Raw genomic sequence first — 26,073 nt, 5'->3', positions numbered from 1 at the left:
AATTAAAAGGCACTAATTGAGAGAGGGGTGGCGGCAGGCGCCAAACGGATCGGGTTGGTCTTTTGCGACCGCGTGGTAAATGACGCAGGACGTATATTCGAGCGTCGGAAGTTGCTTTTGATCGTAGCTCTCCTGCGACGGTGCTCCATTGAGCAGAAGCGCCACCGCATAAACGTGTCCGCCGGGCACTTCCACGATTCCAATCTCGTTCGCATTGGAATTCTCCGGCGATTCCACCGGTGGCAGCCACCCCGCCTTATGATGCATCGTGGCACGAGCCGCCTCGGGCAGCTGCGTTCCCAGCCAGCCTCCATAGCCCTGGCGCGGTGACAGCTTCATCCACTCGAGCAGCTTTTGCGTGTTCGCCTCGTTCAGTGCACGCTTTTCCCAGAGGGCGGTGAGAAATCCCACGGCGGCGTCGGCGGTGATGAAGTTATGGCCTTTGCGTGGCCCCTGCGGACAATTCTCGGCAACGCGCTTGTGGTCGTAATTCCAATGGCAAAAGCCGATATCGTTCACACCCAGGGTCTGCCACGTAAAGGTGTTGATCCGATCGGGCGAGGCCAGCAAATCGATGACGCTTCCGGAGGCGGAATTGTCCGAATCTACGAAAATCGCGCGAACGTACGGCTGCACCTTTTCCAACCCGACGTCGGCCAATGCGGCGGCCACCCATAGCGCTTTGACGGTGCTCGCCGATGCGTAATATGCACCACCGCGGTAACTGGCCGTCTCGCCGCTGGTCAAATCGCGAACGGCGAGGCCACAATCGGTTCCCGGCGAATATTGCCCGCACTCGGGCCCCAAGCGATCGAGCACCGCTTGGAGCGGGATCGCATTGGCTTTCTCTTTCTTCTGTTGCGAACAGGCGGGGGCGCACACGAGCCCGCACGACAATGCGAGCGTCAGGCCATGCTGCAACGCCGTCCGCATACGCGCCACGCTAGCTCATCGCAGTATCCCTCGCAGCAGAGAGATACTGGGATATTTCATTTCCCATGTAGCTAGTCGCGCCATGGTTCGAAGATGAAGGAGGGGAACCGCCAGGACGCCAAGGACGCCAATTGTTTTGATGTGCTGAAGGTCCGAGGAACGCTCAACCCCAACCCTTGGCGTTCTTGGCGCCTTGGCGGTTCGCCTCTTCGGGACGCTGGCGCTCGCTAGATCCAAAAGATGCATGGCGAACATCCGCAACTTGCGCCACGAAGCCCGCGCCCTTATCAACCGGGGAACTGGGCTTCACGCAGGCGGGATGGTAGCCGTGAGCGCGTAGAATGCGCGCTACACTGTAAAAATGGCCTCGAACCGAGCGAGTTCCCTCGAGCCCGTGGAGTTTGCTAGGCTCAGCCACATTTGCAAACTCTGGCGACCATTGTCGCCGTAGGTCTTCGGAGGAAGTCTCATGTCCGACAATCGGGGTCTGTCAGGTTCGGCGTGGCGAAAAGCCAGATTCACCGCTCTGTGCTTGATGGCGTCGGCCGCCACTCTCGGCAGCAGTGCGTGCAGCAAATCCAACAAGCCTGACTGTTCGAGTCCGGAAGTCTTCTGTGTGGGGGTGGTGACGGACGTCGGCAAGGTCGACGACAAGTCGTTCAACCAGTCCTCGTGGGAAGGCGTGCTCAAAGCCAAGAAGGATCTGGGGGCCGTCACGCAGTACATCGAGACGACCGATCCGAAGGATTACTCGAAGAACATCGCCACCTTTGCCGAGGAGAAGTACGACGTGGTCGTCACCGTCGGCTTCGCGTTGGGCGAGACCACCCGGGCCGCCGCCGCGCAGTTCCCCGACACGAAATTCATCGGTGTCGACCAGTTCCAGCCGCCGGGCTCGGAAAAGAAGAACCTCGCCGGCCTGGTCTTCCCCGAGGACCACGCGGGCTATTTGGTGGGCGCGCTCGCCGCGCTCACGAGCAAGACCGGGAAGATCGGCGCCGTGCTGGCGACGGATGCCGTGCCCCCCGTGTGGCGTTACGGCGAGGGCTTCAAGGTCGGCGCGAAGGCCGCGAAACCGAGCATCGACTTGACCGTCGTCTACCACAACGACGTGGGCATCGATAAAACCTTCTCCGACCCCGAGTGGGGCAAGACCACCGCCCTGTCCATGATCGACAAGGGCGTCGACGTCGTGTTCGGCGGCGGCGGCAAGACCGGCAACGGCGCGCTCATCGGCGCGGCCTCCAAGGGTGTTTACGGCATCGGCGTCGACACCGATCAGTACTTCACGGTGCCCGAGGCGCAGAAGTACCTGCTCTCGAGCGCGATGAAGCTTCTCGACGAGGGCGTCTTCGACCTGCTCAAGCAGGCAAAAGAAGGCAAATTCCCCAGCGGAAACAGCGTGGGCAAAGCCGGCAATGCGCCGTACCACGATCTGGCTGCGCAGGTTCCCGATGACGTGAAGTCCAAGCTCGAGGGGATGAAGAAAGATCTCCAATCGGGCGCCATCAAGACCAACGTGGCCCCCACGAAGCCGTGACCTCTCCCAACGCTGCATCGCCCGCCCCGGGCGCCTCTGGTACTCGCGAAAAGCTCCTCAAGTTCATCGCTCCATGGAAGGTGCCCGCCCTCGCGGTGGTCACCGCCATGGCGTTGGGCGCTATTTTGATCGCGGTGGCGGGCGGCGACCCTCTGTCGGCGTACTCCGGCATGTTCGAGGGTTCGCTCGGCTCGCCGCGGGCCATCGCCGAGACCTTGGTGTGGTCCACGCCGTACATCCTCACCGGGCTCTCGGTGGCCCTCGCCTTTCAAGGTGGCCTCTTCAACATTGGCGCCGAAGGGCAGCTCGCGCTCGGCGCCGTGTTCGCGGCGCTCGTGGGCTACGGCCTTCCCGGGCTTGTGGGCGGCAGCGTCCCTGGGGTGCTCCACGTACCATTGACCATCCTCGCCGGCGGCCTTGCCGGCGCGGCGTGGGCGGGCATCCCGGGCTGGCTCAAAGCGCGAACGGGGGCGCACGAGGTCATCAGCACCATCATGCTGAACTACGTCGCGCTCAACGCCGTGAGCTTCCTGCTCAACGGCCCGATGAAGGATCCCGCGCCGGACAACGTCATCGCGCGCACCCCGCTCATCGCCGACAGCGCGAGCCTTTCCCCCATCCTGTCCTCGTTTCGCCTGCACTGGGGCTTCCCACTCGCGCTTCTCGCGGCGTGGGGCGTGGCGTGGATGCTCAAGAAGACCACGCTCGGCTTCGAGATCCGCACCGTGGGCGCCAACCCCGAGGCCGCGCGCTATTCCGGCATGCACGTGGGGCGCACCATCGTCGTCAGCATGGCCCTCTCCGGTGCACTTGCCGGCGCCGCCGGGGCCATCGAGGTGAGCGCGCTGAATCATCGCCACCAGCTCGGCTTTTCGCAGGGCTACGGCTTCGACGCCATCGCCATCGCCCTTCTGGGCAAGACCAAGCCGGCCGGCGTCGTGCCCGCCGCGCTTCTCTTCGGCATGATGCGCAGCGGTGCGCCGCGCATGCAGTTTCTCACGCAGATCCCCGTCGACGTGATTTCGGTCATCCAGGCGCTCATTCTGCTTTTCGTCGCGGCGGACGTGATGGTCCGGCGCCTGTATCGCCTGAAGGGCGAGCGCGAGCGGGTCGTGATCACCCGTGGTTGGGGAAGTTAGGTAGAAGAGGATCTCGATGGACTACCGACGCTATGGCTTCATCGCAGCGATCGTGGTCGTGCTGATCGGCATCGTCGTCAAGCTCGGCTCGGGACAGGTACCGGCCGGCTCGATCGTCTCGAGCATGATCGGCACCACCATCGCGGTGGCCACGCCGCTGACCTTGGGCGCGCTCTGCGGCATTTGCTGCGAGCGGGCCGGGGTGGTCAACATCGGCATCGAGGGCATGATGCTCACCGCCGCGTTTTTCGGCTGGTTTGCATCGCTCTACGTGAGCTCGATTTTCGGTGTGGGGCCCATGGCCAGCCTTCTTCTGGGCGTGTTCGTGGCCATCCTCTCGGGTGCGCTCATGGGGGCCTTGCACGCGCTGCTCACGGTGACCTTCGAGGTGGACCAGATCATCGCGGGCACGGTGGTGAACCTGCTCGCCATGGGCATGACCGGCTTCTGCAACCGGCAGCTCTTCTTCGGGGCGGGTAGCGCGTTCGGCGGGCACATCCCGCGCGCGCCCGGCGTGTTGCCGCACGTTCGCATCCCGCTCCTGGCCGACATTCCGCTCATCGGCGGCATCTTCGATCAGCAGCCCATCGCCTTGATCGCGCTCGTGCTGGTCTTCGTCGCGCACTTCGTTCTCTTCTTCACGCAGTGGGGCCTGCGCACGCGGTCGGTGGGCGAGCATCCGCGCGCGGCGAGCGCCGCGGGCATCGACGTGCTCAAGGTGCGCTGGGCGAACATCGTCATCGGCGGCGCCATCGCCGGGCTCGGTGGCGCGTATTTCACCTTGGAATCTGTGCCGTCGTTCGAGCCGCTCATGACCAACGGGCGCGGCTTCATCGCGCTTGCGGCGATGATCTTCGGCAATTGGAAGCCGATCGGCGCGCTATCGGCGGCGCTGGTCTTTGGCGCGGCGCAGGCCTTTCAGATCAACTTGCAGCTGTTTCGCGACCTCATTCCGCCAAAGTTTACATTTTTGCAGCAATCGTCCGTCGTGGGGCTCGTGCCTTACGTGCTCACGTTGATTATTTTGACAGGGGTGATCGGCAAGACGACGCCTCCTGCGGCCGACGGTGTGCCGTATGATCGGGAGAGGCGCTCATGACGGTCGTTCTCGAGGTCCGAGGGATCACCAAGAAGTACCCGGGAGTCGTCGCCAACGACGGCATCGATCTGGATCTGCGCGAGGGCGAGATCCACTGTTTGCTCGGCGAGAACGGCGCGGGCAAGTCGACGTTGATGAACATCATCTACGGCTTGTCGTCGCCCGACTCGGGGGAGATCCGCTTGAAGGGCAAGCCGATCAACCTGCGCTCGCCGAAAGATGCCATCGAGCTGGGCATCGGCATGGTGCACCAGCACTTCATGTTGATCCCCGTGTTCACGGTGACCGAGAACATCATGCTCGGCGCCGAAGAAGTGCGCGGTATGGTGCTCGACCGCCGCAAGGTGAGCGCGCGGGTTCGCGAGCTGTCGAAGGAGTACGGGCTCGACGTGGACCCCGACGCGCGCGTGGAGGACCTTCCCGTGGGCGCGCAGCAGCGCGTGGAGATCATCAAGGCGCTGTACCGCAATTGCCAAGTGCTCATTCTGGACGAGCCCACCGCGGTGCTCACGCCGCAGGAGACGGACGAGCTCCTGGTGGTGCTCAAAGGGCTCATCAAGAAGGGCGTCTCGGTTTTGTTCATCACGCACAAGCTGCGTGAGGTGCTCGAGGTGGCCGATCGCATCACCGTGATGCGCGGCGGCCGCGTGGTGGCGAGCGCCAAGCCGGAAGAATCGGACGAGCACTCGCTGGCTGCGCTCATGGTCGGGCGCGACGTGACGTTGACCGTGGAGAAGACGGAGGCCAAGCCCAAGGACGAAGTCCTCGTGGTGAAGGATCTCTCCGTCGAGGGTCGTCATGCGGGCATGGACGAGGTGCGGAGCGTCTCGTTTTCCGTGCGCGCAGGAGAGATCCTCGGCATCGCGGGCGTGCAGGGAAATGGCCAGACGGAGCTCATCGAGGCCATCACGGGCTTGCGGCGGCCGGGCAGGGGAAGCGTTTCGCTGCTGGGCAAGGACATCACCGCCGCGACATCGCGCGCGCTCATCGAGCAAGGCATCTCCCACGTGCCGGAGGATCGGCACCGCCACGGGCTCGTGCTGTCGTATTCGATCGCGGACAACATGGTGCTGTGCACCTACGACAAAGCGCCGTTTGCCACGCGCGGGGTCATGCAGGACGATGCGATTGCCGAAAACGCGCGCAAAGCGGTGAAGGACTTCGACGTGCGCACGCCGGGTATCACGACGCCGGCATCGGCGCTGTCGGGTGGCAACCAGCAAAAGGTCATCATTGCGCGCGAGCTAGGGCGGCCGCTGAAGTTGCTCGTTGTCAATCAGCCCACGCGCGGGGTCGACGTCGGCTCGATCGAGCGGATCCACAAGGAGCTCGTGGCCGTGCGCGATCGCGGGGCGGCGGTGCTCTTGGTTTCAGCGGAGCTGGACGAGATCCTCGCGCTGTCCGATCGCATCGCGGTGATGTACCGCGGCCAAATCGTATCCACCGTGGCCGCGGGTCAGGTCACGCGCGCCCAGCTCGGCGCATGGATGGCCGGCTCACGCGCGCAATCCGAGGGCAGCACGGTCGAAGTCACGGCGTAGCCGAGAGGATTTAGAGACCGGGAGTTGTTGTTCAGTGGTTACGTGACTGCCAAGGATCTGCGACACCACCTCGATTGGTTGCTAGCAAAGCTACAATCCTGAATTTGGCGCTAAAGTTATGATGAATATCAACTGTGTGTTTGGTGGTCGCGAGGACGTGGGGGCCTACGTTGTGGCCCGAACAGATGTTGCGTATGGCAGAGCTTAATCTGGAATGTTCTTTCGATATTTATGATGAGCCGGAAACTGTTGGTTAGGGCGTTTCGAAGGACAAACTAACCTGCGCGACCCGAGGGTGAAGGGGGGATTCGCGATTCGCGAATCGCGAATCGCAAATCCATGGCGACCCCCCTTGGCATCGCGCTCGACTTCGCTTCGCTTACGGCCGTGCCAACCAGACTCCTTGTGCGGGCCGATCGGCGGCCCCACTATCACGGCAACCATGCGAGCCCCCTTCCTTCTTGCTCTTCTTCCATTCGTTCTCTGCGCCTGCACCGGCCAAACGCAGGTGCAAACGCAACCCCCCGCACCGATCGCGCCACCGCAACACGCCACGTTGGCGATTCGGGATGTGCGTGTCTTCGACGGCCAGAAAGTCGTGACGTCGCGAGCGACGGTGCTCGTCGATGGGGAGCGCATCGTGGCCATCGGGGAAAACCTCTCTGCGCCGCCCGGTGCGGAGGTGGTCGATGGCGCGGGCAAGACCTTGCTTCCAGGTTTGATTGACGCGCACGTGCACGTCTTCGATAGCTCACAGCTCGAGCAATCCCTGGCCTTCGGCGTCACCACCGTGCTCGATATGTTCGCGATTCCCGATGCGATCAAAGAGCTGCGCAGCCCACGGCCCGATCGCGCCGAAATTCGTTCGGCCGGCATTCTGGCGACCGCGCCGGGCGGCCACGGCACCGAGTACGGCTTCGAGATCCCCACCTTGGATCGACCGGATCAGGCGCAAGATTTCGTCGATGCTCGGATCGCCGAAGGCTCGGACTACATCAAGATCGTCCTCGACGATGGCAGTGCCGTTGGTCGTCGGACGCCCACCTTGTCCAACGACACGGTCGTCGCGTTGGTCAAGGCGGCGCACGCCCGTGGAAAAATGGCGGTGGTGCACGTGCACTCGCTGGAGACCACGAAGGCCGTCTTGGCGGCGGGAGCCGACGGCGTGGAGCACATCTTCGCGGATCGGATGCCGCCCGAAGGATTCGCTGCCGAGGCAGCAAAACACAAGGCGTTCGTAACCCCGACGTTGGCGGTCATGAGCAGCGTCTATGGTCGCAAGAGCACGCTCGAAAAGGACGAGGCGCTCGCGCCTTATCTGATGCCCGCAGCACGCCGGCAGCTTCAGGCGAGCTTTCCCTTGCACGGCATCGGGCCGGCCGGCGGAGCAGCAGGCATGGCTGCCGTCAAGCAGCTCGAGGCTGCGGGGGTGCCCATCCTAGCCGGCACCGACGCCCCGAACCCGGGCACCGCTTACGGTGTCAGCATGCACGACGAGCTCGCGCTTTTGGTGAGCGCGGGGCTGACGCCCTCCCAAGCCCTCGAGGCGGCGACGTCGGCGCCCGCGCGCTCCTTCGCGCTCTCCGATCGCGGCCGCATCGCGCCCGGGCTTCGTGCCGATCTTCTTTTGGTCGATGGCGATCCGACCGCGGACATCCTTGCAACGCGCCGGATCGTCGGAGTGTGGCACGCCGGCGCGCGCCTGGATCGCGATGCCGTGCGCGCCAAGGTAGCCACCGCCCTCTCCACCGCATCGGCGGCCCCGATCGCAGCGGCGGGACCGGTCAGCGATTTCGAAAGCGGCACGCTCGCCACCCGGTTCGGACAGCCGTGGGTCGAGAGCAGCGACAAGAAATTCGGCGGAAACTCGACCGTCGTCCTGAACGTGGAAAAAGGGGCCCTTCGACTACGTGGACAGGTCGCGGCGGGCAACGCAGCCGCCACATGGGCGGGGGCCTTGCTCACTCCGGGCGGCCGCCGGTTCGAACCCGTCGATGTCTCGAAGACGAAGGGGCTCGCCTTTCGGGTGCGTGGCAGCGGCAAAGGCTTCTCGGTCCTGCTGTTCACACAGCGCCACGGCTTTGCCCCTCTGGAACAGACATTCACGGCGGGCGCCAAGTTCACCCGGGTGACGATTCCATGGAGCAAATTCGAAGGCACCGATGGCAGCGACGTCACCGCCATCTTCATCGGCGGCACCGCCCCCGGAACCTTCGACCTCGCCATCGACGACGTCGAGATCTATTGATTGCGCGGCCACGAAATCCGTGAACGCGAAAGGCTTTTTCGATGAAAGTTGAAGTCTCGAAATTGCGAACGGCTATCGGGAAGCTTTTGGAGCATTTGGAGGAAACGGGGCACGGCGTCGTAGAGATACCCGTGGACTTCTATTGGAGCATTCCCGCTGAAAAAATATACGACGCCTATGAGAAGCCTACGGAATTGACGATTGGACAGCTCTCCGATGACTGGGCCGAGATAGAAAAGATCGCGGATGGTCGGTCGGAACCCGTGAACTATGCACTCGTCTGGACGGCGGCACTGCTACGCAGGCTCGGGGAGCAGTCGAAGGGCTAGATGGCGTAACGGATGCCGCAGGAGAGCGGGAGGGCTGTCAGATTTCAATGAGCGCAACGGCTATATTGAAATTCAAAAAACCTCCCGCTCAATCAAATGAACGATTTACCGGGCGCGCGGTTCGTCGCGGCCGTGGACGTGGGACGGCGGGGACGTTGCTTCCACGGCGCTGAAGGCTTCCAGTATTTTGTAATGGTGGCGTGCACCGCGGGGGACGACGTAGGAGTCGCCGGGGGAGAGAGTTACCATTTGGCCCTCGATGTGGAGCTCCGCGCGGCCCTTCAGGACGTAGCCGACGACTTCGTACTCGCGGACGCTCTCTGCGGAGGTGTTGGGCTCCTCGTCCCAGAGTCGCATTCCGATGCGCACACCGGAGGCGAGGTACTTCTGCCCATCCTTGTTCTTTGGCGAACGCGACGAATCGATCTTGATGACGGTGGTGTTCATGGCGGGTCACCTCATGCAATCGGCGCACCCTCAGGCGCTGCGGCGTTGTCGGCGTTTGCCCGAGATGCTGTGAACGGCTTTGTCGTACGACTCGATGAACGATGCCACGCCCTCGTCCTCCAGGGTTTGCACGATGGCGTCGAAATCGATTCCCAAATTGACGAGCTCCGCGATCTGCTCGAAGGCGAGGTCCCGATCACGGATGATCCGTATTTCCGGTCTGCCATGATCGAGGTACGCGCGGAACGTTTCCAGCGGCATGGTATTCACCGTGCGGGGACCCGCCAGCGCTTCGACGTAATACGTATCGGGATAAGCCGGATCCTTCGACGACGACGAACCCCAGAGAAGGCGCTGCGGCCGCGCACCCTTCGCGGCAAGCTCGTGCCAGCGGTCGCTCGCGGCAATGCGCTCGAATTCGGCATAGGCAACCTTCGCATTGGCAATGGCAATCTTCCCGCGCAAGCTCTTCCCGCGCTCGGCGGCCGCGGATGGCGCGAGCATGTCGAGAATCTTGTCCACCTTGGTATCGACACGCGAGACGAAGAAGCTCGCCACCGACGCCACGCGGTCGATGGCGCGATTCTGCGCCGCGCGCGTCTCCAGCGCGCGAAGGTACGCTTTGACGACCTCGAGGTACCGAGGCACCCCGAAGAGCAAGGTCACATTGATGTTGATCCCTTCCACCAGGCACTGCTCGATCGCCGGCAGCCCCTCGCGCGTGGCAGGGATCTTCACCATGAGATTTGGTCGCCCCACCGCGGTCCACAACCGCTGCGCCTGATCGATGGAGCCCACCGTCTCATGCGCCAATACGGGCGAGACCTCGATGGAGGCAAAGCCATCGGTGCCCCCGGTTCGCTCGTAGATAGGGAAAAGCTCGTCGCAGGCGAGCTGGAGATCGCGCACCATGATGCGCTCGAGAACGGCGGCATCGGCCTCCGACGGGTGGGCTCCATCGATGAATGCGTCGTAATCGGCCGAGCCCGCGATGGCTTTTTGAAAAATGGTCGGGTTCGACGTCACCCCGCGCAGCCCATCGCGTTGCACGAGCCGGCGCAGCTCGCCCGACGTCAACAGATCGCGCGAGATGAAGTCGAGCCAGGCGCTCTGCCCGAGCTCGTACAACCGCTGAATAGGATTCGCATTCATGGTCTAACTCCTCCGTTCCGTTGGTTCGCGGGAGAGGCGGCGAGCCGCCCGATGCGTAGGTGCCCGCCCGCGTGCGTCTCGCACGCATTCTCGTGGGTGGCCGATTCGTCCTCGCCCGCCACGGCGATGCGCCACACGGCGGGGTTGCCACAGATGTAGCAATTTCGGGTCTTCTTGCGGGGCAACAAGCCTCGCACGGCAGCGGCGATCGCGTCGGCGTCGATGCCCGCGGCATGCAGTAGTTCCGCAGGCTTGCCCGATCCGGGCATCGTCTTCACCGCGAGCCGCACCACCCGCGTCATGAGCGGCCGCTCGCCGTTCAAGCATTCGAGCACGGCATCGCCCAGACCGCCCTCGGACCAATGGTCCTCGACGACCACCACGGTGCCACCCGTGGCTTCCACGGCCGTGCGGATGCCGGCTGCGTCGATGGGCTTGACGCTGTACGCGTCGATGACGCGCGTGCGGATGCCCTGTTCCAAAAGCCGCTCGTGCGCCTTCAGCGCTTCGTGAACGGTGATGCCGGCCGCGATGATCACCGCGCGATCGGCGGTCGACAGCCGCAGCACCTTGCTTCCGCCGATGGGAAACGCCTCCTTGTCATCGTAGAGCACCGGCGTTTTCTCCCGCGTGGTGCGCAAATAGACGACGCCCCGGCGATTGGTCATCGACTCCACCAGCCGCGCCGTTTGATTCGCGCAGCAGGGATAGAGCACCGTGCTTCCACGCACCGCGCGCATCATCGCCAGATCCTCGAGCCCCATCTGCGACGGGCCGTCCTCTCCAATGGAGACGCCCGCATGCGAGCCGCAGAGGCGGATGTTCGCCCGCGAGGCCGCGGCCATGCGGATGAAGTCGTACGCGCGCGTAAGGAATGCCGCGAACGACGAGGCGAAGGGGGCATGGTGCCGCGCACTCAAGCCGACGGCCGCTGCGACCATTTGCTGCTCGGAAATGAACATTTCGAAATACCGGCCGGGGTAGGCTTTGGCGAATTCCTCCGCGTACGTCGAATTGCCCACCTCTCCGTCGAGCACCACGATGTCGCTGCGCGCGCCCCCGAGAGCCTCCAGCGCATCGCCGTATGCTTTGCGCGTGGCCACTTGCGTACCGCGCTCGTACGTCGGCAAATCCGCAGGGTACACCGCGGGCTTGCTCGGCTGATCGGGATCGGGCGCGCGTACGCGGACCGTGAGATGGCGCTCGCCACCCAATTCGGCGATGGCCTCGGCGCATTGTTTCTCGTCGAGCGCCTTTCCGTGCCAACCGTCCTTGTTCTCTACCAGCGAGACGCCCTTTCCCTTGACGGTGCGCGCCACGATCAACGTCGGCGCCTCCGCCTCGCCAATCGCCTCTTGGTAGGCTTGCGCGATGGCCGCCGGATCGTGCCCGTCGATCTCGTACGCATTCCACCCGAAGGCGCGCGCCCGTTGTGCATAGACTCTGCCATTCCATCCGAGCGGTGTCTCTCCGCGCTGGCCGAGGCGATTCATATCCAGAATGCCAATGAGGTTGCCCAATTTGAAATGGCGCGCGTGGTCCAGCGCTTCCCAAATGGAACCTTCGGACATTTCGCTGTCCCCGAGCAGAACCCAAACGCGGTAAGGCCGCTTTTCCAGATATTTCCCCGAAAGGGCCATGCCCACGCCAATGGGCAATCCCTGCCCGAGCGATCCGGTGGCCACCTCCACCCCCGGCAAAGTCGGTACGGGGTGGCCTTGCAGCGGACTTCGAAATCGCCGATACGAGAGCAACTCCGCATCGGTGATGACCCCCGCGGCCTTGAGCATCGCGTACAAAAGCGGTGACGCGTGGCCTTTGGAGAAAATGAGATGATCGTTGTTGGGATTGTCGGGGTGCCGCAAATCCCAGCGTAAAGCATGCTCGAGCAGTACGGCCATGAGGTCGGCGGCCGACAGGCTCGACGTGGGGTGACCGGAGCCAGCCGCCGTCGAGCAGCGGAGGCTATCGACGCGAAGCTGCTGCGCGAGCTCGGATGTGTTTGCCATCATGGGGTTTCGCTCCTTGCCGATCGGTATAGGCAAATTGCGTGCGGCAATGATTTGCCGCGAAATACGCGATTTTTCATTGGGCATCCCTGATGCAGCTTCGGGCGGCCATGGGAGGCACCATGAACGCACGAATCAGTTTGGTTGCCCTTGCACTTGCGGCGTCGTTTCTCGTCGCGACGGGGTGCGATCGGCGCGACGTTCCCACTTCGGAAACGAATACGACGGGTGCGGCCGTCGCTGGGCCCGCACTCGACAATGCCGCGGCGGTCGCGAGTGTCGCGCTGGCGCGCTGCGATCGCGAAGCAACGTGCAACAAATTGGGTGAAGGCCGCGATCATCCCACGCGTGAAAGCTGCCTCACGGAAATGCGCGGCAAGGCCGAGGGCGACTTGAACGCCTCGAAGTGCTCGGGCGGTGTCGATCGCAAGGCCCTCGACAGCTGCTTGGCCGAGATTCACGCCGAATCGTGCAGCAATCCACTCGATACGCTGGAGCGTCTCGCGGCGTGCAACACATCGGCATTGTGCTCGCGTGATCGGGCGCCGATGAAGCCACCGAGGTACTAAGGCAATTTCGCCACAGGGTTACATACCGCTACGCGGTGAGAGAAGAAGAGGTATCGAATGGTTCCGCGTGACAAGGAAGATTGGAATCGTATTTTCAAAGGGGGTGTAGCGGCCGGGGTATTTGGCGGCATCGTCGTCGCTTTGTTCGGCGTCGTGGCCAACGTGCTCGAGGGGCGCGATTTCTGGGCTGCCTTCAAAGGGGCCGGCGCACCGTTTTTGGGAGAGCGCGCCATGCAACCTGGCTTCGATTCGACGGCCGTAATCGTGGGCGTGCTTTCACATATGGCGGTATCCATCGCGTGGGCCATTCCGTTTGCGATGTTGGTGTACGGGCTCAGTCGCGGAGCCACGCTCGTCTCGAGCGTGCTCTGGGGATTCATCGTCTGGGTCGGAATGTATTACGTGGTGTTGCCCATGGTGGGCTTGCAGCAGATCGCTGCCAGCGTGCCGGTGGGAATGGCCATCGTGGAGCACGTGATCTTCGCCGTGGCCGTGGCCGTCGGGTTCTTACCGTACCAGCGGCTCAAAATGGTATTGCCCGCGCACTAGCCAGGTTAGCCGCGGCGCGATGTCATTCGCGCACGGTGAGTACGGGGACGGGGGAGAGCCTCACCAGCTTTTCGGCCGTGCTTCCGATCAGCACGCGCGACACGCCGCGGCGGCCGTGCGTGCCCACGACGATGAGATCTGCAACGTAGGCTTCTGCCGCATCGAGGATCGTCGGCGCGGGCTCCCCAGGATGAAGGAGCCGCTTGGCCTGCGACGGTGCCTCGATGCGGGTGAGCCACGCATCGAGCGCGCGCTGCGCGGCCGTTTTCAATTCTTCGACGGGTAAGACCGCCGTGAAATCGGGATATGCGCTGTAGATCGTGGCGGGCGGGGCGAACACGTGCACGAACGCGAGCTCCGCTTTCAGATGGCGCGCGAGGGAAATGGCCCGGTGGGCGGCCGCCTCGGAAGCTTCGTCCAGGTCGGTGGCCATGAGGATGCGTTGGAAGGTGCTCATGGCTGTAGCGTCTGCAAATTGCAGGCGCGCGTCTAGATCCGTTCGCGGATGCGGGCGGCGACGTCATCCATTTCTTGACCGGACGCGTACTTGGTGCGTGGCCAGAAAAAGCCTTTCAGGCCGTCCCCTTTTCGCCGCGGAACGATGTGCATGTGCAGGTGGGGAACGCTCTGGCTGACGCGGTTGTTGATCGCGACGAAGCTTCCCTCGGCCTCCATGGCCGATTCCACGGCACGCGCGATGGCTTGCGCGACAGGGAATATTTTCGCCGCGAGCTCGCTCGGCAAGTCCGTCATGGTGGCCACGTGCGTGCGCGGAACGAGCAGCACGTGGCCACGAAAGAGCGGCTTCTTGTCGAGGAACGCGAGAAAGTCATCGCGCTCGTACACGAGGGATGCCGGGAGCTTGCCGCTGGCGATGTCGCAGAAGATGCAGGCCATGCAGCGACGAGGCTAACTAACCGCGCGCGGCGATGCGAGCTCCGTTCGTCACCGGGGCATGGATTCCCGCGGTCCGCTCGGACAGCCAAGCGCGCCGCTGAACGGTGTCGGCCGCGATTCTCTCGAGCAGCGCCTGGATATCGCGCGGGAGCGCCCCTTCTTCGAGGACGGCGTGGATCCTTTCCTCGAGGCTGGCCTCGGCCGTCGCGAGCAACTGGAACATCGTCTCCTCGTCGTCGACGAGCGCGCCGATGCGCAGCGCGGTCTTGGGCTTGCCGCCCCGCCATGGCCGGCCCCACGTCCCTTGCTTGGCGAGCAGGCGCGCGTGCACCCGGACGAGTTCGCGTGCGGCACGTTCGCACCCTCGTAGAAGTTCGCCGCAGCGGCGAATGTCCGGAATGGCCGTTGCTCGAAGCACAGCAGCTTTGTACGCCGCGATGGCATCGTCTTCCGATGCGAGAACGGTTTCAATGGCCGAGATCATGCGGTCTGGGGGTGGAGGCATTCGTTTCTCCTTCACGGCATTCAGCGTGGGTGATTCGAGATAAAGATTCCATTGAGATGCCTTGCCACGGGCGTGCCAGCGTTTTTGCGGCGTCTTTATGCGGCCGCTCCAACACTAAGGTTCGCAATGAGTCCACAATCGAGCCTCTCGCATCGCATGGTTCAAGTCGTCCGCGTCGCCGCCCCGCCGCTGCACTTTCACCTTCGCCGCTTCGCCGGGGCATGGAGTTTGTCCGAGGAAAGCGGCAGCTTCGGCGGACTGTTCACGAGCGTCGACGCCGCGCTCGCCTTCGCCCACGACGAATCCCGGCACGCCCCGGGCTCGTCCACCGTGATCGACGACTAGAGTCGAGGTCGAGTGGTCCAAGGGAGAGGGAGAAGAAGAAGAGAGGCTGCCCCACCCGGCAGCGCTCTCCGATGCTCTCACTGGGCCCATTTCGCGCTGCTGCCCGCCCCAAAGCGGGTGCTCATGCCATGCTTCCCCGCGTTGCAACGCGGCCCCCACGCCGCATGGCATTCCGCGCCCGCAGGGGCGGGCCCCCCGGAGCGCATTGAAAAGCGCCGACGGCGACGGCGACGTCGGAGGGGGGCCATGGATTTGCGATTCGCGATTCGCGAATCGCGAATGCACGGTAGACCCCCTCCCCCCGGAGCGATCGCGTCGCCGGATAGGACTCGCGTTAGCGGTTCGCGCCAAGGGACAGCCCTATGGGTCGGGAAGAAGGAAGAAATGGCCGGGGTTGGCGTATGAGGCCGCATGCGCATTTCGTCCTTTCTGGTGTTCAGTTCCCTCGTGCTTGTCGCCTGCGGTCCCACCGTTTCCGAGGTTCACATGATCGCGGCCCCTCCCAAAGAGGCCAACTGCGAACTGGACTTTCTCCAGTTGAAGATGGAGGACGTGAGCCCGGCGGCTCCGGGCGCGAAGTACGAAATACTGGGGCATGTGGTGCTGCAGGAGGAAGGCGTTCGCGATCCGCTCGAGCCGAAGTACCGCGAAAAGGTTCGGCCGCGGGCCTGCCGCATGGGGGGTGAGGGCGTGGCCATCATGTTGTCTGCCGTCGGCGAGGGTGCCTTTGGCAGTCATGGAACCAGCATCGACTATGCGGTCGTTCGCAAGCGCCAGAGCCCCGCTGCTTCGGCTGCGCCGGCGAAGTTCTGAATCGTTGGGTGCGAATCGGGGCTCGGTCGAAATTCGTTGCGGAGGGTCGGTTTTGCTTGCCTGCCCGGGCGCGAAAGAAGCGCGCCAGCGCCCGGCCTTGTCGGCGTTCGAGAGCTAGGCGCTGTCACGCTTCTTTCGCTGGAGGGGGGCATGCAAGCAAAACCGACCCTCCGCACCTATGACTTTCATCTCCTCGACTGTGCGCTTCGCGCTATCGAGCTTCTTCGGCCTACGGTTGCACGTATCCGGGCGTGCGACCGCGACTTGGGCGAGCAGCTTCGACGGGCCCTCAGCTCCATCGCGCTGAATGTGGCCGAAGGCAACTGCAGCCAAGGTGGAAATCGCATCGCGCGGTTCTCCACCGCCGCCGGCTCCAACAGCGAATCACGCGCGGCGTTGCGCGTCGCGGTCGCCTGGGGCTACGTCAACGCCCGCGAGGTTGAAGCTGGCGAGCAATTGCTCGACGGCATCGCCGCCATGCTGCACCGCCTCGGCGCCGCAAGGTAGCACGCACGCGACGGGAGCCGGACCACGTGTCCAGCTCTCGTCGTTCGATTCAGATTCAGATTCAGATTCAGATTCAGATTCAGATTCAGATTCAGATTCGGATTCGGATTCGGATTCGGATTCGGATTCGGATTCGGATTCGGATTCGGATTCGGATTCGGATTCGGATTCGGATTCGGATTCGGATTCGGATTCGGATTCGGATTCGGATTCTAGGGGACCATCCAGCCGAGGATGGGGGTGGCTTGCAGGTAGACTAGGATGCACATGAAGAAGAGGAGCAGGATGCTCCAGCCGAAGACGCGGCGGAAAAGTTCGCCCTCTTTGCCTACGAGGCCGACGGCGGCGGTGCCGACGGCGAGGTTTTGCGGCGAGATCATTTTGGCCATGACGCCGCCGGAGCCGTTGGCGGCGCCGAAGAGAATCGGCGAGGCGCCCAATGCGTGGGCGGCGGCCATTTGGGAGCCGCCGAGGAGGGTGTTGGAGCCTACGTCGGTGCCGGTGATGGTTACGCCGAACCAGCCCACCACGGGAGACAAGAAGGCGAAGAACGAGCCGGCGCCTGCGAGCCATGAGCCCAAGGTGGCGATTTGGCCGGAGAGGTTCATGACGTAGGAGAGGCCGAAGACGGCGACGATGGCCAGGATGGCCCAGCCGAATTGGCGGATGGTCTGTGCGTAGATGCGAATGGCGGTCGTCGGTTTGATGCGCAATACGAAGAGGGACAGGATGCCCGCGAGCATGAGCAAGGTGCCCGTGGCGGAGGCGATGCCGAAGACGTAGGTGGTGGCGACGGGCTTGCCGGCGGGGCTCACGATGGAGAGGCCGGGCCAGGCGGTTTGCCATGAGCCCTTCTTGAGGAATGTCTTCACCGATTCGATTTGCGCAATCGAGAACACCACCACCACGATGGCGTAGGGGGCGAAGGAGGCGAGAACTGCGCTGCGCTCGTCGTCGCGTTTGCGCGGGGTGGCGCCTGCGGGCTGCCACACTTGCAGGAGTGCCAGGACGGCGCCTGCCGAGACGATGGCGGCGATGATGTCGCACAATTTGTACGAGAGGTAATTCGACACCACGAATTGCGTGATGCCGAAGCTCGCGCCGGCGACCAAGGCGGCGGGCCAGGCTTCGCGTAGGCCGCGTTTGCCGTCGGCGATGTAGACCAAGACGAAGGGAACGAGGGCGGCCAAAATCGAGACTTGGCGGCCGGCCATCTTTCCGAATTCGTCCACGGGGAGGCCGGTGATGACGCCCAACGCGGTCACGGGATTGCCCAAGCCGCCGAAGGCGACGGGGGCGGTGTCGGCGACAAGGGACAAGGCGGCGGCCTTCATGGGGTCGACGCCCAGCGCGATGAGCATCACGGAACAGATGGCCACGGGTCCGCCGCCGCCGGCGAGCGCTTCCAGCAGCGCGCCAAAGCAGAATGCGATGACGATGCCTTGCACTCTGGTGTCATCGCTAACCGAGCTGAAGGCACGACGCAGCACGGCGAAGTGCCCGCTATGCACCGTCAGGTTGTAAATCCAGATCGCGTTGAACGTGATCCAGAGTACGAGAAGCACGCTCTGCGCGACGCCGAAGAGCCCCGCATGAAGCGCGGTGCTGACCGGCATGCGGTAGCCAAACATGGCGACGAGCAGCGCCAGCGCCAATGCCACCAGTCCGGCCCAGTGCGCTTTCCAGCGAAAGCCACCCAGCAGGATCAATACCGCCAGCAGCGGTACGAGTGCCAATGACGCGGACAATGTGAGCGATCCCGTAGGATCGAGGACCTGTTGGTACACCGGTTACCTCCCGTGATTTCTTAAGAAATTTCCCTTACTGTGTCGAGCAAAACATAGTTTCATGTTCCTCATGGAGGTCCGACACAATACGCACCCCAGCCAACTGGCCAGCTTCGACACAGCGCAGCTGCGCGGGCATTATCTCGTCGAAAACCTGTTTCAGGCTGGGGAAATTCGCACTGTCTACAGCCACGCCGACCGGGCGGTGCTCGGGGGCGCGGCGCCGCTGCCCGGCAAGCCGCTGCGGCTCGCGGCGGAGGATCCACTGCGCTCGAAGTACTTCTGCGAGCGGCGCGAACTTGCCATCGTCGTGGTGAGCGGCAAGGGACGCGTGCAGGGTGACGGCTACGAATACACGTTGGGGCACCGCGATTGCCTCTACATTGGCCGCGGGACGGAACGCATCGAGTTCCATGCCGACGCGGAACGTACGCATTTTTACCTGTTTTCGACGTCGTCGCACGCGAACTTCCCCTCCGCGGTGGCCCGCTACGAAGAGGCGAAGGTGGCGCGCATCGGCTCGAAGGCCGGCGCGAACGAGCGCACCATCCGCAAATTCATCCATATGGATGGCATTCGTTCGAGCCAACTCGTGCTGGGCATCACCACCCTGTCGGAGGGCAGCGTGTGGAACACGATGGCCCCGCACACGCACGACCGGCGCACGGAGTGCTACCTCTATTTCGATTTGCCGCCCGAGGAGCGGGTGATTCACCTTCTCGGCGAGCCCAAAGAGACGCGCAACCTGGTTGTCGCCAACGAGCAGGCGGTGATCTCGCCGAGCTGGTCGATCCACTGTGGCGCGGGCACGCACGCGTACTCGTTCGTGTGGGCCATGGGCGGTGAAAACCAGGCTTTCGATGACATGGATCCCGTCGCGGTGACGGAATTACGCTGACTCTGGAGATGACGATGAATCTATTTTCACTGCGTGGGCGCACGGCGTTGGTGACGGGGGCGCGAACGGGAATCGGTCGCGCCATCGCCGTGGGGCTCGCGCAAGCCGGGGCCGATGTGGTGCTGCTCGGCCGCGAATCGAACCTCGATGAAACGCAGGCCGAGGTGGAAGCCGCGGGCGCCAAGGCCGAGCAGGTCGTGGTGGATCTGACCAACCCCGAGGCCATCGAGCCTGCGCTTCGCCCGCTTCTCGAGCGGCGCAAGATCGACGTGCTGGTGAACAATGCGGGCATCATCCATCGCGCCGATGCGGCCGTGAGCTCTCTTTCCGATTGGCGGCGCGTGATGAACGTGAACCTCGACTCCACCTTCGTGCTTTGCCAGGCCGTGGGCCGTCCGATGCTCGAGCGAGGCGCCGGCAAAATCGTGAACATTGCCTCGCTCCTCAGCTTTCAAGGCGGTATTCGCGTCCCCGCGTATGCCGCGAGCAAGCACGCCGTGGCCGGCCTGACCAAGGCGCTGGCCAACGAATGGGCACCGCGCAACATTCAGGTCAATGCGATTGCGCCGGGTTACATTCGCACGAACAACACGACGGCATTGCAGGCCGATCCCGAGCGCGAGCCGGCGATTCGGGCGCGCATTCCGGCGGGGCGTTGGGGCAATCCCGAGGACCTGGTGGGTGCGGCCGTGTTCCTATCGTCGTCCGCGTCGGACTATGTCACGGGGCACGTGCTCGCCGTCGACGGCGGGTGGATGGCGCGCTGAGTCCGAGTCTCGCCCTCGTACACGCGGAAGATGGCCGCGTGGGCGATGGCGACGTCGCGTACCGATGGGAAGTGCGACGATGCGCCGGGCATCATGCCCTGGCGGAATGATTCGAGGGCGCGACCGATGAACGGGACGAGGAGTGGGCTTTGGCCCACCCCGTCGACCTTGTCCTCGAGGGCTTGCAGCACGCGGAGCTTGGCGGGATCGGCGGCGATGAACTCGACGGGGTTGGCGGTGGGATCGGCCTCGCTTCCCGCGATGGTGGCCGTGACGCCGGCGCCGCAGAAGGTGAGGCGCGTCTGGTCCATGCCCGCGTCGAAGGTGATGCGCAGGCTGGCGAGTGCGCCGCCGCGAAAGGCGATGTCCAAGGCCGCGCGTGTTTCGACCTCGATGCCCGTGGCGTAGCCGAGCGTGCCGTGCACTTCGGCGATGGGGCGATCGAGCGCGAAGCACACGGCGTCGAGCGCATGGATACCCACGGAGAGCAGCGCGCCGCAGCCCCATAGATCATAGCGGTCGCGTCCCTCGGAGAAGTAACGCGCATCGCGGTGCCATGCGAGATCGATGGCGACGCTGGGCGTGGGGCCGAGGAGGCCTTCGGCGATCGCGCGCCGCACGGTGCGAATGGCACGGCCCGCGCGCCATTGGACGATGGGCACCGCGAAGGGCAGCTTCTCCAAGCGAAGCATTTCGTCACGAGTCATGGCCACGGGCTTTTCGACGAAGAGAAGCCGATCGGGGCCGGCGCAGCGCTCCGCTTGCTCGACGTGGACGAGCGGCGGGCTGCAAATGCTGACGCACCCGATGTCGGAATTCTGGTCGATGCCGGCCAAATCATCCAGCACGCGCGGCCCCCCCACGAGCTCCGCGAACCGCCGCGCCTTGTCGCGATCGGGATCGTAGACCGCCAACACTGGGACCCCATGCGCACGAAACGAGAGGCCATGGAGCAGCCCCGCGGCCCCCGCCCCGACGATGAGCGCCCCCCGATTCGAGCTTCCGGACGAACTGTGCATCGTCCGAGCCTGCCGCGGCCGTGCCGCCTGCGCTAGGGACGTGGGCTGACATCAAATGACAGCACCCCGAACGGGCCGCTAGACTGCGCATTCACCATGGATCGCAATCGGGAGCGGGAGCCTCGGAGTCGGGTGCTGGCGTTCATTTTGTCTTTCATCTTCATAGGGGCGGGCCATGCTTACTTGGGGCAAACGCGCCGGGGGCTTTGGCTTTTGGGGGTTGGTTTTGGATGCCTGTGCCTCGCGGCGGGGGTGTTGGCCATTGCCGGTCCGTTGACCATCGCGGGGGTGCTGCTCGCGGTGCTGACGCTCGCGTTGTATCGACTCGTGCTTGCCGTCGATACCCTGCTGATTCCGGAGGAGCAATTCGTTTACCTCTCGTGGGGGCGCGTAGTCCTTCAAGGCATGGGGTTGGCCGTGCTGGGATTCGCCTTGGCGATCCTCACGCGCACGTTCGTTCTCGAGGCCTTCAAGATTCCCTCGGGGGCGATGATACCGACGCTCTTCGTCGAGGATCATATCTTTGCCAATAAATTGACCTACCGCATTCGGGAGCCCGTTCGGGGAGAGGTCGCGATATTTGCATTTCCCGAGAAGCCGGAACAGGACTTTGCCAAACGGGTCATCGGGCGTGGTGGCGACAGGGTCGAGGCCAAGCAAGGGCACCCGTGGATCAATGGCTGGGAGGTTCCGCATTGCGTGTTGGGTACGGCGACGCTTCGGAGGGGGCTCGAGGGTGAGGCTCCACGGCCGTACCAAATCGAGGTCGAGTTCCTCGAGGGGAAAGCCTTTCTCACGATGTTCGATTTGCAGAATCAGTCCGTGGAATATCAAGGCCCCTACGCGGTCGCCCAGGGCGAGTTTTTCGTCATGGGTGACAATCGACACAACAGCTACGACTCGCGTTTGTGGTTTGCCGGACAAGGGGGTGGCGTTCCGCGCGATCTTATGCATGCACCGGCCACGTTGATTTGGTTCAGCGTCAACGCGTCGGGCCTGGACTGGAGCGGGTTCGGTCGGAGCGTGGACGGGAGATCGCTCTCATTGCCCTCGCAGTTGCACGCGCTCGAACCGCAGTTCGAGAAGTGCATGAAAGAAGCGCCTCCCTTTGATCGCACCGTGCCGCCGGCGCGCGTGGATCGCTGACGACCCATGGGCCGAGTCAACCTGCGCGTGACACGATCTGGCGCGCGCAGGCATGGAATGCGCGCCCATGGTGATTGTTCTCGTTGGTACGCTCTTCGCTCGTGGGAGCGGCATGAAACTCACCATGATGGCGTTGTTGGGCGCGTCGTTGTTGGCTTGTGCCGCGGACGAGGGGCTCGAATCGCACGATGAAGACCAAGATGTCCAGGTGACGCCGTCTCCACTGGAGGCGGCGGCATTGCCATTGGGGAAAACGAACTTCACCATGGCCATTGGCGGATTGCGCACCAGCTCGAGAACGAACTGGGTGCGCCTCGGCATGTATACCTTTTCGGCCGACGGCAAGGTGTCCGAAAGGCATTGGCACTGGTCGCAGAGCGAGCGTGTGAACCGCACATATACGGGCTTCGTTGCCAACGGATGCGTGGCACGCGCCTGCAACGTGCAAACGGCGAATGGCTACGACTCCACCGGGGCGTCGGAAACGCTGAGTGGAACCTTCAGCGTCAACGGCACCAAGTTGCACATCGCCTGGAGCGGCGGCCAATGGGAAGATTGGACGCTCGGTTCCTTGGCGGGCGGTGCCCTGGCCAATGTGGAGCTCGCGGGCAACAACTTCGGCGCCACCCACGGCTACGGCAATGGAAGCAATGCCGCCTGGAGCGCGCGCAAATCCGCAGCGACCATCGCGGGGGTCGACCATACGCAAATGGTTCACCGCTTCGACTTGTGGAAGACGAACGACACGAGCTCCACCCCGTTCATCGACCACGGCGATGGCGCGCCGTTCTGGGTCACCGGCTGGTCGAAATGCAGCGGCGGCTCCTGCCTCGGCGCCCGCACCGGAAGCGCCACCACCGGCACCGAGTATTACGTCGCACCGGCCAATTCCCCCACGGGCCACCGACGCGATACGTTGTGGCACTGGCGAATCCAATTGGCGGATGCTCGCGGCGAGACCTGCTACACGGGCAACTCGCACGTCAAACCGTTGCTCCAAGTCGTCGACGACAATGGCGTCTTCCACGGTTGGGTCGGCGTCGAGGCTTCCCTGAATCAGACCGCACCGAGCCAAGGCGCCCTCGCCGACGACATTGGCGTATTTCGTATTCTACGTTGATGCCTTGGACGTACTCATTTCTGGCGTTGATAATGAAGTCGCGCCTTCTCTCGGTTGCCGCACACTTTCATCGAACACCATTGGCGGTTGCGCGACGGGGATCGATCTTCGAAGCGTAATCCGCAGTCGTCCGCCGCACATATGCGAAACATGCCCCGCGGGGCCGTGAGCAGCTCGATCGCATCGACGGCAATTTTCCCGAGGGCCACACCCACGGGATCCTTTTCGCGCGCGGAGCGCACTTCGAGGCTTCCCCCACGCCCTAGAATCAATTCGGGGGCCGATGGGCGGACCCGCGCGCACTCATTCAGCAGATCGACGTCTGCCGCTTCGATGTTCCCGCCGCCGAAACCGACCGCGAGTCGATCGATGGCTTCACGTAGGGCTTGCGCGCGTGCGAGCTGGCGCATCGAGACGTCGGGCTCGGCATCGAGAAGCTTGGTTTGCACCAACCATTCGGCAAGATCGGCAGGGTCGACCAAAAGCTCGCGATCTCCCGTTTTTCGGTCGCGCACGGTGTTGATGAAATCGAGCGAGAGGCGCCCGCCGTCCCAATTCCAATCTTTCGAGGATTTCTTTCGCATGTCGGATCGCTGCCCTTGTCCACTTCGCGTTCGTTACTAGATCATAACCATATGATACGGTTAGTATAGAGGCCGGCAAGCGCGAGGAGTTCGTCATGGGTCAGGTGGAGGTCACGGCGGATGTCGTATCTGTCGGAAAGTCCAACGAGTTGCGAATGCATTACCTCCGTGCGGGAAGCGGGCCGCTCATCGTACTTTTACACGGGTGGCCGCAGACGAGCCATTGCTGGCGATACCTCATCCCGGAGCTTGCCACCACCCATACCGTCATTGCCCCCGATTTACGCGGATACGGGCGCACGGACAAGCCCGAGTCCGGCTACGACAAGCGAACCATGGCGGCGGACGTCGCGACGCTCGTCGAGAAGCTCGGTTTTTCTCGCGCCATCGTCGTTAGCCACGATCGCGGAGCGCGCGTGGCGCATCGCTGGGCATTGGATCGGCCGGATCAAGTCGAGCGCCTCGTCATCATGGACGTTCTGCCGACGTGCGAAATGGTGCGGCGGATCGATTTTGCCTCCACGACGGGGTATTGGCATTGGTGGTTTCACCTTCAGCCCGAGCTTCCCGAGCGCCTCGTTGGAAATGACGTTGCAGGATATCTAGGATTCCTCTTCGAAAAATGGACGCACAACCGTCACGGCCTTCCGCAATCGGCCATCGACGAATACGTGCGCGCATTTTCGGCACCTGGCGCGCTGCGCGCGGGGTTCTCCGATTACCGAGCCTCGTTTCCCACGGACTTCGACGACGACGACGCGTCGGCCAAGGCAGGCATTCGATTGAAGATGCCTCTCTTGCTGTTGTGGGGGGCGGAGGGCATCCTTCAAAAAGAGCCAGTCGTCGATATTTGGCGTGACTATGCCATCGACATTCGCGGGGAAGCCATTCCCCAATGCGGGCACTTTCTCGCCGAAGAGCAGCCCGCGGAAGTGCTCCAGCGCCTCCGCGCGTTTTTCGACGATGCCGCGATCCGTCCGTTCCAGGTCCATGTTCCCCAGGAAGACCTGGACGACCTTCGTCGCCGTTTGCGTGCGACGCGCTGGCCCGACAAGGAAACCGTTGCCGACCGCTCGCAGGGTGTCCAACTGGCCCATGTCCAGGAGCTCGTGCGCGAGTGGGCCACGAATTACGACTGGCGCAAAATCGAAGCAAAGCTGAATTCACTCCCGCAGTTCATGACGAGGATCGATGGAGTCGACATCCACTTCATTCTTGTCCGCTCTCGTCACCCGAACGCCATGCCCTTGCTCGTCACCCACGGCTGGCCCGGCTCGGTCATCGAGCAATTGGGGCTCATCGATCCGCTCACCGATCCCGTCGCCCACGGTGGACGTGCGGAAGATGCTTTCGACGTGGTCATCCCGTCGCTTCCCGGCTTTGGCTTCTCGGGCAAGCCGACGGACACCGGGTGGGATTGCGAGCGCATTGCGCGAGCCTGGGCGGAGCTGATGAAACGCATCGGATACACCCGCTACGTGGCCCAAGGCGGCGACTGGGGGTCCGCCATCACCACCGCGATGGCGCGTCAGAAGGCGGCCGGCCTTTTGGGCATTCACGTGAACCTTCCTGCAACCTTCCCCGCGGATGTCTTCGAAGCCGTCGTCGCCGGACAGGCCGCGCCGCCCGGATTGTCCGGCGAGGAGAAGGCCGCCTTCGATGCCCTCAGTGGCGTTTTCGCGAAGCGATTCGGTTACTACACGATGATGGCAACCCATCCACAAGCCATTGGCTACGCCTTGACGGACTCGCCCGTCGGCCTCGCGGCGTGGGTATATGACTTCAACGACGCCGAGGCCCAACGCCTCCTCACGAAACAGACTGTGCTCGACGACCTCTCGCTTTATTGGCTGACGAATACCGCAACGCCTTCAGCGCGGATCTACTGGGAGGACAAGGCGGCCGCCTTTAGTTCCGGGGCCCAGAAGACGGCGGAGATCTCCATCCCGGTGGCGGTCACGGTATTTCCAGGCGAGGTTTACCGTGCACCAAAGAGCTGGGCGCAGCGCGCCTATCCGACCCTTACCTATTTTCACGAGGTGGACGAGGGCGGTCACTTTGCGGCGTGGGAACAGCCCGCGCTTTTCAGCGCGGAGCTCCGTGCCGCGTTTCGAACTCTGCGTGGATGAT

General features: G+C 63.5%; 26 protein-coding genes. 16 read left to right on the top strand and 10 right to left on the bottom strand.

Going from position 1 to position 26,073, the window contains the following annotated elements; translation table 11 throughout:
* Window positions 1-12: 12 nt before the first annotated feature.
* Window positions 13-933, bottom strand: coding sequence for a class A beta-lactamase-related serine hydrolase (locus tag LZC95_45080; GenBank protein WXB00273.1), 921 nt, complete (start codon window positions 931-933; stop codon window positions 13-15).
* A 469-nt stretch (window positions 934-1,402) separates the two neighbouring features.
* Between LZC95_45080 and LZC95_45075 the strand changes: the two genes are divergently transcribed.
* The 6 genes from LZC95_45075 (at window position 1,403) to LZC95_45050 (ending at window position 8,829) form a co-directional block, all read left to right on the top strand.
* Window positions 1,403-2,473 (top strand): BMP family ABC transporter substrate-binding protein, encoded by a 1,071-nt coding sequence (locus tag LZC95_45075; GenBank protein ID WXA93615.1) that lies wholly within the window; start codon window positions 1,403-1,405, stop codon window positions 2,471-2,473.
* Window positions 2,470-3,612, top strand: a complete 1,143-nt coding sequence (locus LZC95_45070; protein WXA93614.1) for an ABC transporter permease — start codon at window positions 2,470-2,472, stop codon at window positions 3,610-3,612. The genes LZC95_45075 and LZC95_45070 overlap by 4 nt, the downstream gene beginning before the upstream one ends.
* Before the next feature lie 16 nt (window positions 3,613-3,628).
* Window positions 3,629-4,711, top strand: coding sequence for an ABC transporter permease (locus tag LZC95_45065; protein ID WXA93613.1), 1,083 nt, complete (start codon window positions 3,629-3,631; stop codon window positions 4,709-4,711).
* Window positions 4,708-6,252, top strand: a complete 1,545-nt coding sequence (locus tag LZC95_45060; GenBank protein ID WXA93612.1) for an ABC transporter ATP-binding protein — start codon at window positions 4,708-4,710, stop codon at window positions 6,250-6,252. Before LZC95_45065 ends, LZC95_45060 begins: the two co-directional genes overlap by 4 nt.
* A 442-nt stretch (window positions 6,253-6,694) precedes the next feature.
* Window positions 6,695-8,500 carry a CIA30 family protein gene (locus LZC95_45055; protein ID WXA93611.1) on the top strand — a complete coding sequence of 602 codons (1,806 nt, stop codon included), beginning with the start codon at window positions 6,695-6,697 and terminating at the stop codon, window positions 8,498-8,500.
* A 41-nt stretch (window positions 8,501-8,541) separates the two neighbouring features.
* A complete protein-coding gene (locus LZC95_45050) occupies window positions 8,542-8,829 on the top strand; it encodes a hypothetical protein (protein WXA93610.1) in 288 nt (95 codons plus the stop codon).
* A 105-nt stretch (window positions 8,830-8,934) separates the two neighbouring features.
* On the opposite strand, the gene LZC95_45045 is transcribed toward LZC95_45050, so the two are convergent.
* Genes LZC95_45045 through LZC95_45035 form a run of 3 tightly spaced genes read right to left on the bottom strand, consistent with a single transcriptional unit; the run spans window position 8,935 to window position 12,440 of the window.
* Window positions 8,935-9,276: a cupin domain-containing protein gene (locus tag LZC95_45045; protein WXA93609.1), complete on the bottom strand. Its 342-nt coding sequence runs from the start codon at window positions 9,274-9,276 to the stop codon at window positions 8,935-8,937.
* Between the two features lie 30 nt (window positions 9,277-9,306).
* Window positions 9,307-10,428, bottom strand: coding sequence for a transaldolase (tal, locus tag LZC95_45040; GenBank protein WXA93608.1), 1,122 nt, complete (start codon window positions 10,426-10,428; stop codon window positions 9,307-9,309).
* Entirely contained in the window at window positions 10,425-12,440 is a 2,016-nt protein-coding gene (locus LZC95_45035) for a transketolase (protein ID WXA93607.1), read from the bottom strand. Before LZC95_45035 ends, tal begins: the two co-directional genes overlap by 4 nt.
* A 119-nt stretch (window positions 12,441-12,559) precedes the next feature.
* Here LZC95_45035 and LZC95_45030 point away from each other — a divergent pair, with 119 nt between their 5' ends.
* Together LZC95_45030 and LZC95_45025 are read left to right on the top strand one after the other, a co-directional pair.
* On the top strand, window positions 12,560-13,006 hold the full coding sequence (locus LZC95_45030; GenBank protein WXA93606.1) for a DUF6184 family natural product biosynthesis lipoprotein: 447 nt from the start codon (window positions 12,560-12,562) through the stop codon (window positions 13,004-13,006).
* A gap of 57 nt (window positions 13,007-13,063) precedes the next feature.
* Complete coding sequence (locus LZC95_45025) at window positions 13,064-13,555, top strand: hypothetical protein (GenBank protein ID WXA93605.1); 492 nt, start codon at window positions 13,064-13,066, stop codon at window positions 13,553-13,555.
* 22 nt (window positions 13,556-13,577) lie between these two features.
* Here the strand turns inward: LZC95_45025 and LZC95_45020 are convergent, their stop codons facing one another.
* Genes LZC95_45020 through LZC95_45010 form a run of 3 tightly spaced genes read right to left on the bottom strand, consistent with a single transcriptional unit; the run spans window position 13,578 to window position 14,957 of the window.
* Window positions 13,578-14,012 carry a universal stress protein gene (locus LZC95_45020; protein ID WXA93604.1) on the bottom strand — a complete coding sequence of 145 codons (435 nt, stop codon included), beginning with the start codon at window positions 14,010-14,012 and terminating at the stop codon, window positions 13,578-13,580.
* 32 nt (window positions 14,013-14,044) lie between these two features.
* Window positions 14,045-14,452, bottom strand: coding sequence for an HIT family protein (locus LZC95_45015; protein ID WXA93603.1), 408 nt, complete (start codon window positions 14,450-14,452; stop codon window positions 14,045-14,047).
* 16 nt (window positions 14,453-14,468) lie between these two features.
* Window positions 14,469-14,957, bottom strand: a complete 489-nt coding sequence (locus LZC95_45010; protein WXA93602.1) for a hypothetical protein — start codon at window positions 14,955-14,957, stop codon at window positions 14,469-14,471.
* A 126-nt stretch (window positions 14,958-15,083) separates the two neighbouring features.
* On the opposite strand from LZC95_45010, the gene LZC95_45005 reads away from it, so the two are divergent.
* The 3 genes from LZC95_45005 (at window position 15,084) to LZC95_44995 (ending at window position 16,622) form a co-directional block, all read left to right on the top strand.
* The gene (locus LZC95_45005; GenBank protein ID WXA93601.1) at window positions 15,084-15,302 is read left to right on the top strand and encodes a hypothetical protein; all 219 of its coding nucleotides are present in this window, start codon (window positions 15,084-15,086) and stop codon (window positions 15,300-15,302) included.
* Between the two features lie 411 nt (window positions 15,303-15,713).
* Window positions 15,714-16,115: a hypothetical protein gene (locus tag LZC95_45000; GenBank protein ID WXA93600.1), complete on the top strand. Its 402-nt coding sequence runs from the start codon at window positions 15,714-15,716 to the stop codon at window positions 16,113-16,115.
* Window positions 16,116-16,265: 150 nt separating this feature from the next.
* Window positions 16,266-16,622: a four helix bundle protein gene (locus LZC95_44995; protein WXA93599.1), complete on the top strand. Its 357-nt coding sequence runs from the start codon at window positions 16,266-16,268 to the stop codon at window positions 16,620-16,622.
* 212 nt (window positions 16,623-16,834) lie between these two features.
* Here LZC95_44995 and LZC95_44990 read toward each other — a convergent pair whose 3' ends face one another.
* The gene (locus LZC95_44990) at window positions 16,835-18,409 is read right to left on the bottom strand and encodes an L-lactate permease (protein ID WXA93598.1); all 1,575 of its coding nucleotides are present in this window, start codon (window positions 18,407-18,409) and stop codon (window positions 16,835-16,837) included.
* A 61-nt stretch (window positions 18,410-18,470) separates the two neighbouring features.
* Between LZC95_44990 and kduI the strand changes: the two genes are divergently transcribed.
* Together kduI and kduD are read left to right on the top strand one after the other, a co-directional pair.
* Window positions 18,471-19,307 carry a 5-dehydro-4-deoxy-D-glucuronate isomerase gene (kduI, locus tag LZC95_44985; GenBank protein ID WXA93597.1) on the top strand — a complete coding sequence of 279 codons (837 nt, stop codon included), beginning with the start codon at window positions 18,471-18,473 and terminating at the stop codon, window positions 19,305-19,307.
* Window positions 19,308-19,315: 8 nt separating this feature from the next.
* Complete coding sequence (gene kduD / locus LZC95_44980; protein ID WXA93596.1) at window positions 19,316-20,074, top strand: 2-dehydro-3-deoxy-D-gluconate 5-dehydrogenase KduD; 759 nt, start codon at window positions 19,316-19,318, stop codon at window positions 20,072-20,074.
* On the opposite strand, the gene LZC95_44975 is transcribed toward kduD, so the two are convergent.
* Window positions 20,023-21,093, bottom strand: a complete 1,071-nt coding sequence (locus tag LZC95_44975; protein ID WXA93595.1) for a Gfo/Idh/MocA family oxidoreductase — start codon at window positions 21,091-21,093, stop codon at window positions 20,023-20,025. The genes kduD and LZC95_44975 overlap by 52 nt on opposite strands.
* Window positions 21,094-21,189: 96 nt before the next feature.
* Between LZC95_44975 and lepB the strand changes: the two genes are divergently transcribed.
* Window positions 21,190-22,239, top strand: coding sequence for a signal peptidase I (gene lepB, locus LZC95_44970; GenBank protein WXA93594.1), 1,050 nt, complete (start codon window positions 21,190-21,192; stop codon window positions 22,237-22,239).
* 112 nt (window positions 22,240-22,351) lie between these two features.
* Entirely contained in the window at window positions 22,352-23,359 is a 1,008-nt protein-coding gene (locus tag LZC95_44965) for a hypothetical protein (GenBank protein WXA93593.1), read from the top strand.
* 14 nt (window positions 23,360-23,373) lie between these two features.
* Here LZC95_44965 and LZC95_44960 read toward each other — a convergent pair whose 3' ends face one another.
* Window positions 23,374-23,943 carry an ABATE domain-containing protein gene (locus tag LZC95_44960; protein ID WXA93592.1) on the bottom strand — a complete coding sequence of 190 codons (570 nt, stop codon included), beginning with the start codon at window positions 23,941-23,943 and terminating at the stop codon, window positions 23,374-23,376.
* Window positions 23,944-24,038: 95 nt separating this feature from the next.
* On the opposite strand from LZC95_44960, the gene LZC95_44955 reads away from it, so the two are divergent.
* A complete protein-coding gene (locus LZC95_44955; protein ID WXA93591.1) occupies window positions 24,039-26,072 on the top strand; it encodes an alpha/beta fold hydrolase in 2,034 nt (677 codons plus the stop codon).
* Window position 26,073: the final 1 nt, after the last annotated feature.

This window comes from Sorangiineae bacterium MSr12523, from assembly GCA_037157775.1.
In the GTDB taxonomy this organism is placed as follows: Bacteria; Myxococcota_A; Polyangia; order Polyangiales; family Polyangiaceae; genus Pendulispora; species Pendulispora brunnea.
The sequence above is the reverse complement of the archived record's forward strand: the minus strand, read 5'-3'. Positions and strand labels throughout refer to the sequence as shown.

Coding starts and splice junctions, on each gene's coding strand:
- LZC95_45080 (WXB00273.1), bottom strand. CDS start 933: ATGCGGACGGCGTTGCAGCATGGCCTGACGCTCGCATTGTCGTGCGGG.
- LZC95_45075 (WXA93615.1), top strand. CDS start 1,403: ATGTCCGACAATCGGGGTCTGTCAGGTTCGGCGTGGCGAAAAGCCAGA.
- LZC95_45065 (WXA93613.1), top strand. CDS start 3,629: ATGGACTACCGACGCTATGGCTTCATCGCAGCGATCGTGGTCGTGCTG.
- LZC95_45060 (WXA93612.1), top strand. CDS start 4,708: ATGACGGTCGTTCTCGAGGTCCGAGGGATCACCAAGAAGTACCCGGGA.
- LZC95_45055 (WXA93611.1), top strand. CDS start 6,695: ATGCGAGCCCCCTTCCTTCTTGCTCTTCTTCCATTCGTTCTCTGCGCC.
- LZC95_45050 (WXA93610.1), top strand. CDS start 8,542: ATGAAAGTTGAAGTCTCGAAATTGCGAACGGCTATCGGGAAGCTTTTG.
- LZC95_45045 (WXA93609.1), bottom strand. CDS start 9,276: ATGAACACCACCGTCATCAAGATCGATTCGTCGCGTTCGCCAAAGAAC.
- tal (WXA93608.1), bottom strand. CDS start 10,428: ATGAATGCGAATCCTATTCAGCGGTTGTACGAGCTCGGGCAGAGCGCC.
- LZC95_45035 (WXA93607.1), bottom strand. CDS start 12,440: ATGATGGCAAACACATCCGAGCTCGCGCAGCAGCTTCGCGTCGATAGC.
- LZC95_45030 (WXA93606.1), top strand. CDS start 12,560: ATGAACGCACGAATCAGTTTGGTTGCCCTTGCACTTGCGGCGTCGTTT.
- LZC95_45025 (WXA93605.1), top strand. CDS start 13,064: ATGGTTCCGCGTGACAAGGAAGATTGGAATCGTATTTTCAAAGGGGGT.
- LZC95_45020 (WXA93604.1), bottom strand. CDS start 14,012: ATGAGCACCTTCCAACGCATCCTCATGGCCACCGACCTGGACGAAGCT.
- LZC95_45015 (WXA93603.1), bottom strand. CDS start 14,452: ATGGCCTGCATCTTCTGCGACATCGCCAGCGGCAAGCTCCCGGCATCC.
- LZC95_45010 (WXA93602.1), bottom strand. CDS start 14,957: ATGCCTCCACCCCCAGACCGCATGATCTCGGCCATTGAAACCGTTCTC.
- LZC95_45005 (WXA93601.1), top strand. CDS start 15,084: ATGAGTCCACAATCGAGCCTCTCGCATCGCATGGTTCAAGTCGTCCGC.
- LZC95_45000 (WXA93600.1), top strand. CDS start 15,714: ATGCGCATTTCGTCCTTTCTGGTGTTCAGTTCCCTCGTGCTTGTCGCC.
- LZC95_44995 (WXA93599.1), top strand. CDS start 16,266: ATGCAAGCAAAACCGACCCTCCGCACCTATGACTTTCATCTCCTCGAC.
- kduI (WXA93597.1), top strand. CDS start 18,471: ATGTTCCTCATGGAGGTCCGACACAATACGCACCCCAGCCAACTGGCC.
- kduD (WXA93596.1), top strand. CDS start 19,316: ATGACGATGAATCTATTTTCACTGCGTGGGCGCACGGCGTTGGTGACG.
- LZC95_44975 (WXA93595.1), bottom strand. CDS start 21,093: ATGCACAGTTCGTCCGGAAGCTCGAATCGGGGGGCGCTCATCGTCGGG.
- lepB (WXA93594.1), top strand. CDS start 21,190: ATGGATCGCAATCGGGAGCGGGAGCCTCGGAGTCGGGTGCTGGCGTTC.
- LZC95_44965 (WXA93593.1), top strand. CDS start 22,352: ATGAAACTCACCATGATGGCGTTGTTGGGCGCGTCGTTGTTGGCTTGT.
- LZC95_44960 (WXA93592.1), bottom strand. CDS start 23,943: ATGCGAAAGAAATCCTCGAAAGATTGGAATTGGGACGGCGGGCGCCTC.
- LZC95_44955 (WXA93591.1), top strand. CDS start 24,039: ATGGGTCAGGTGGAGGTCACGGCGGATGTCGTATCTGTCGGAAAGTCC.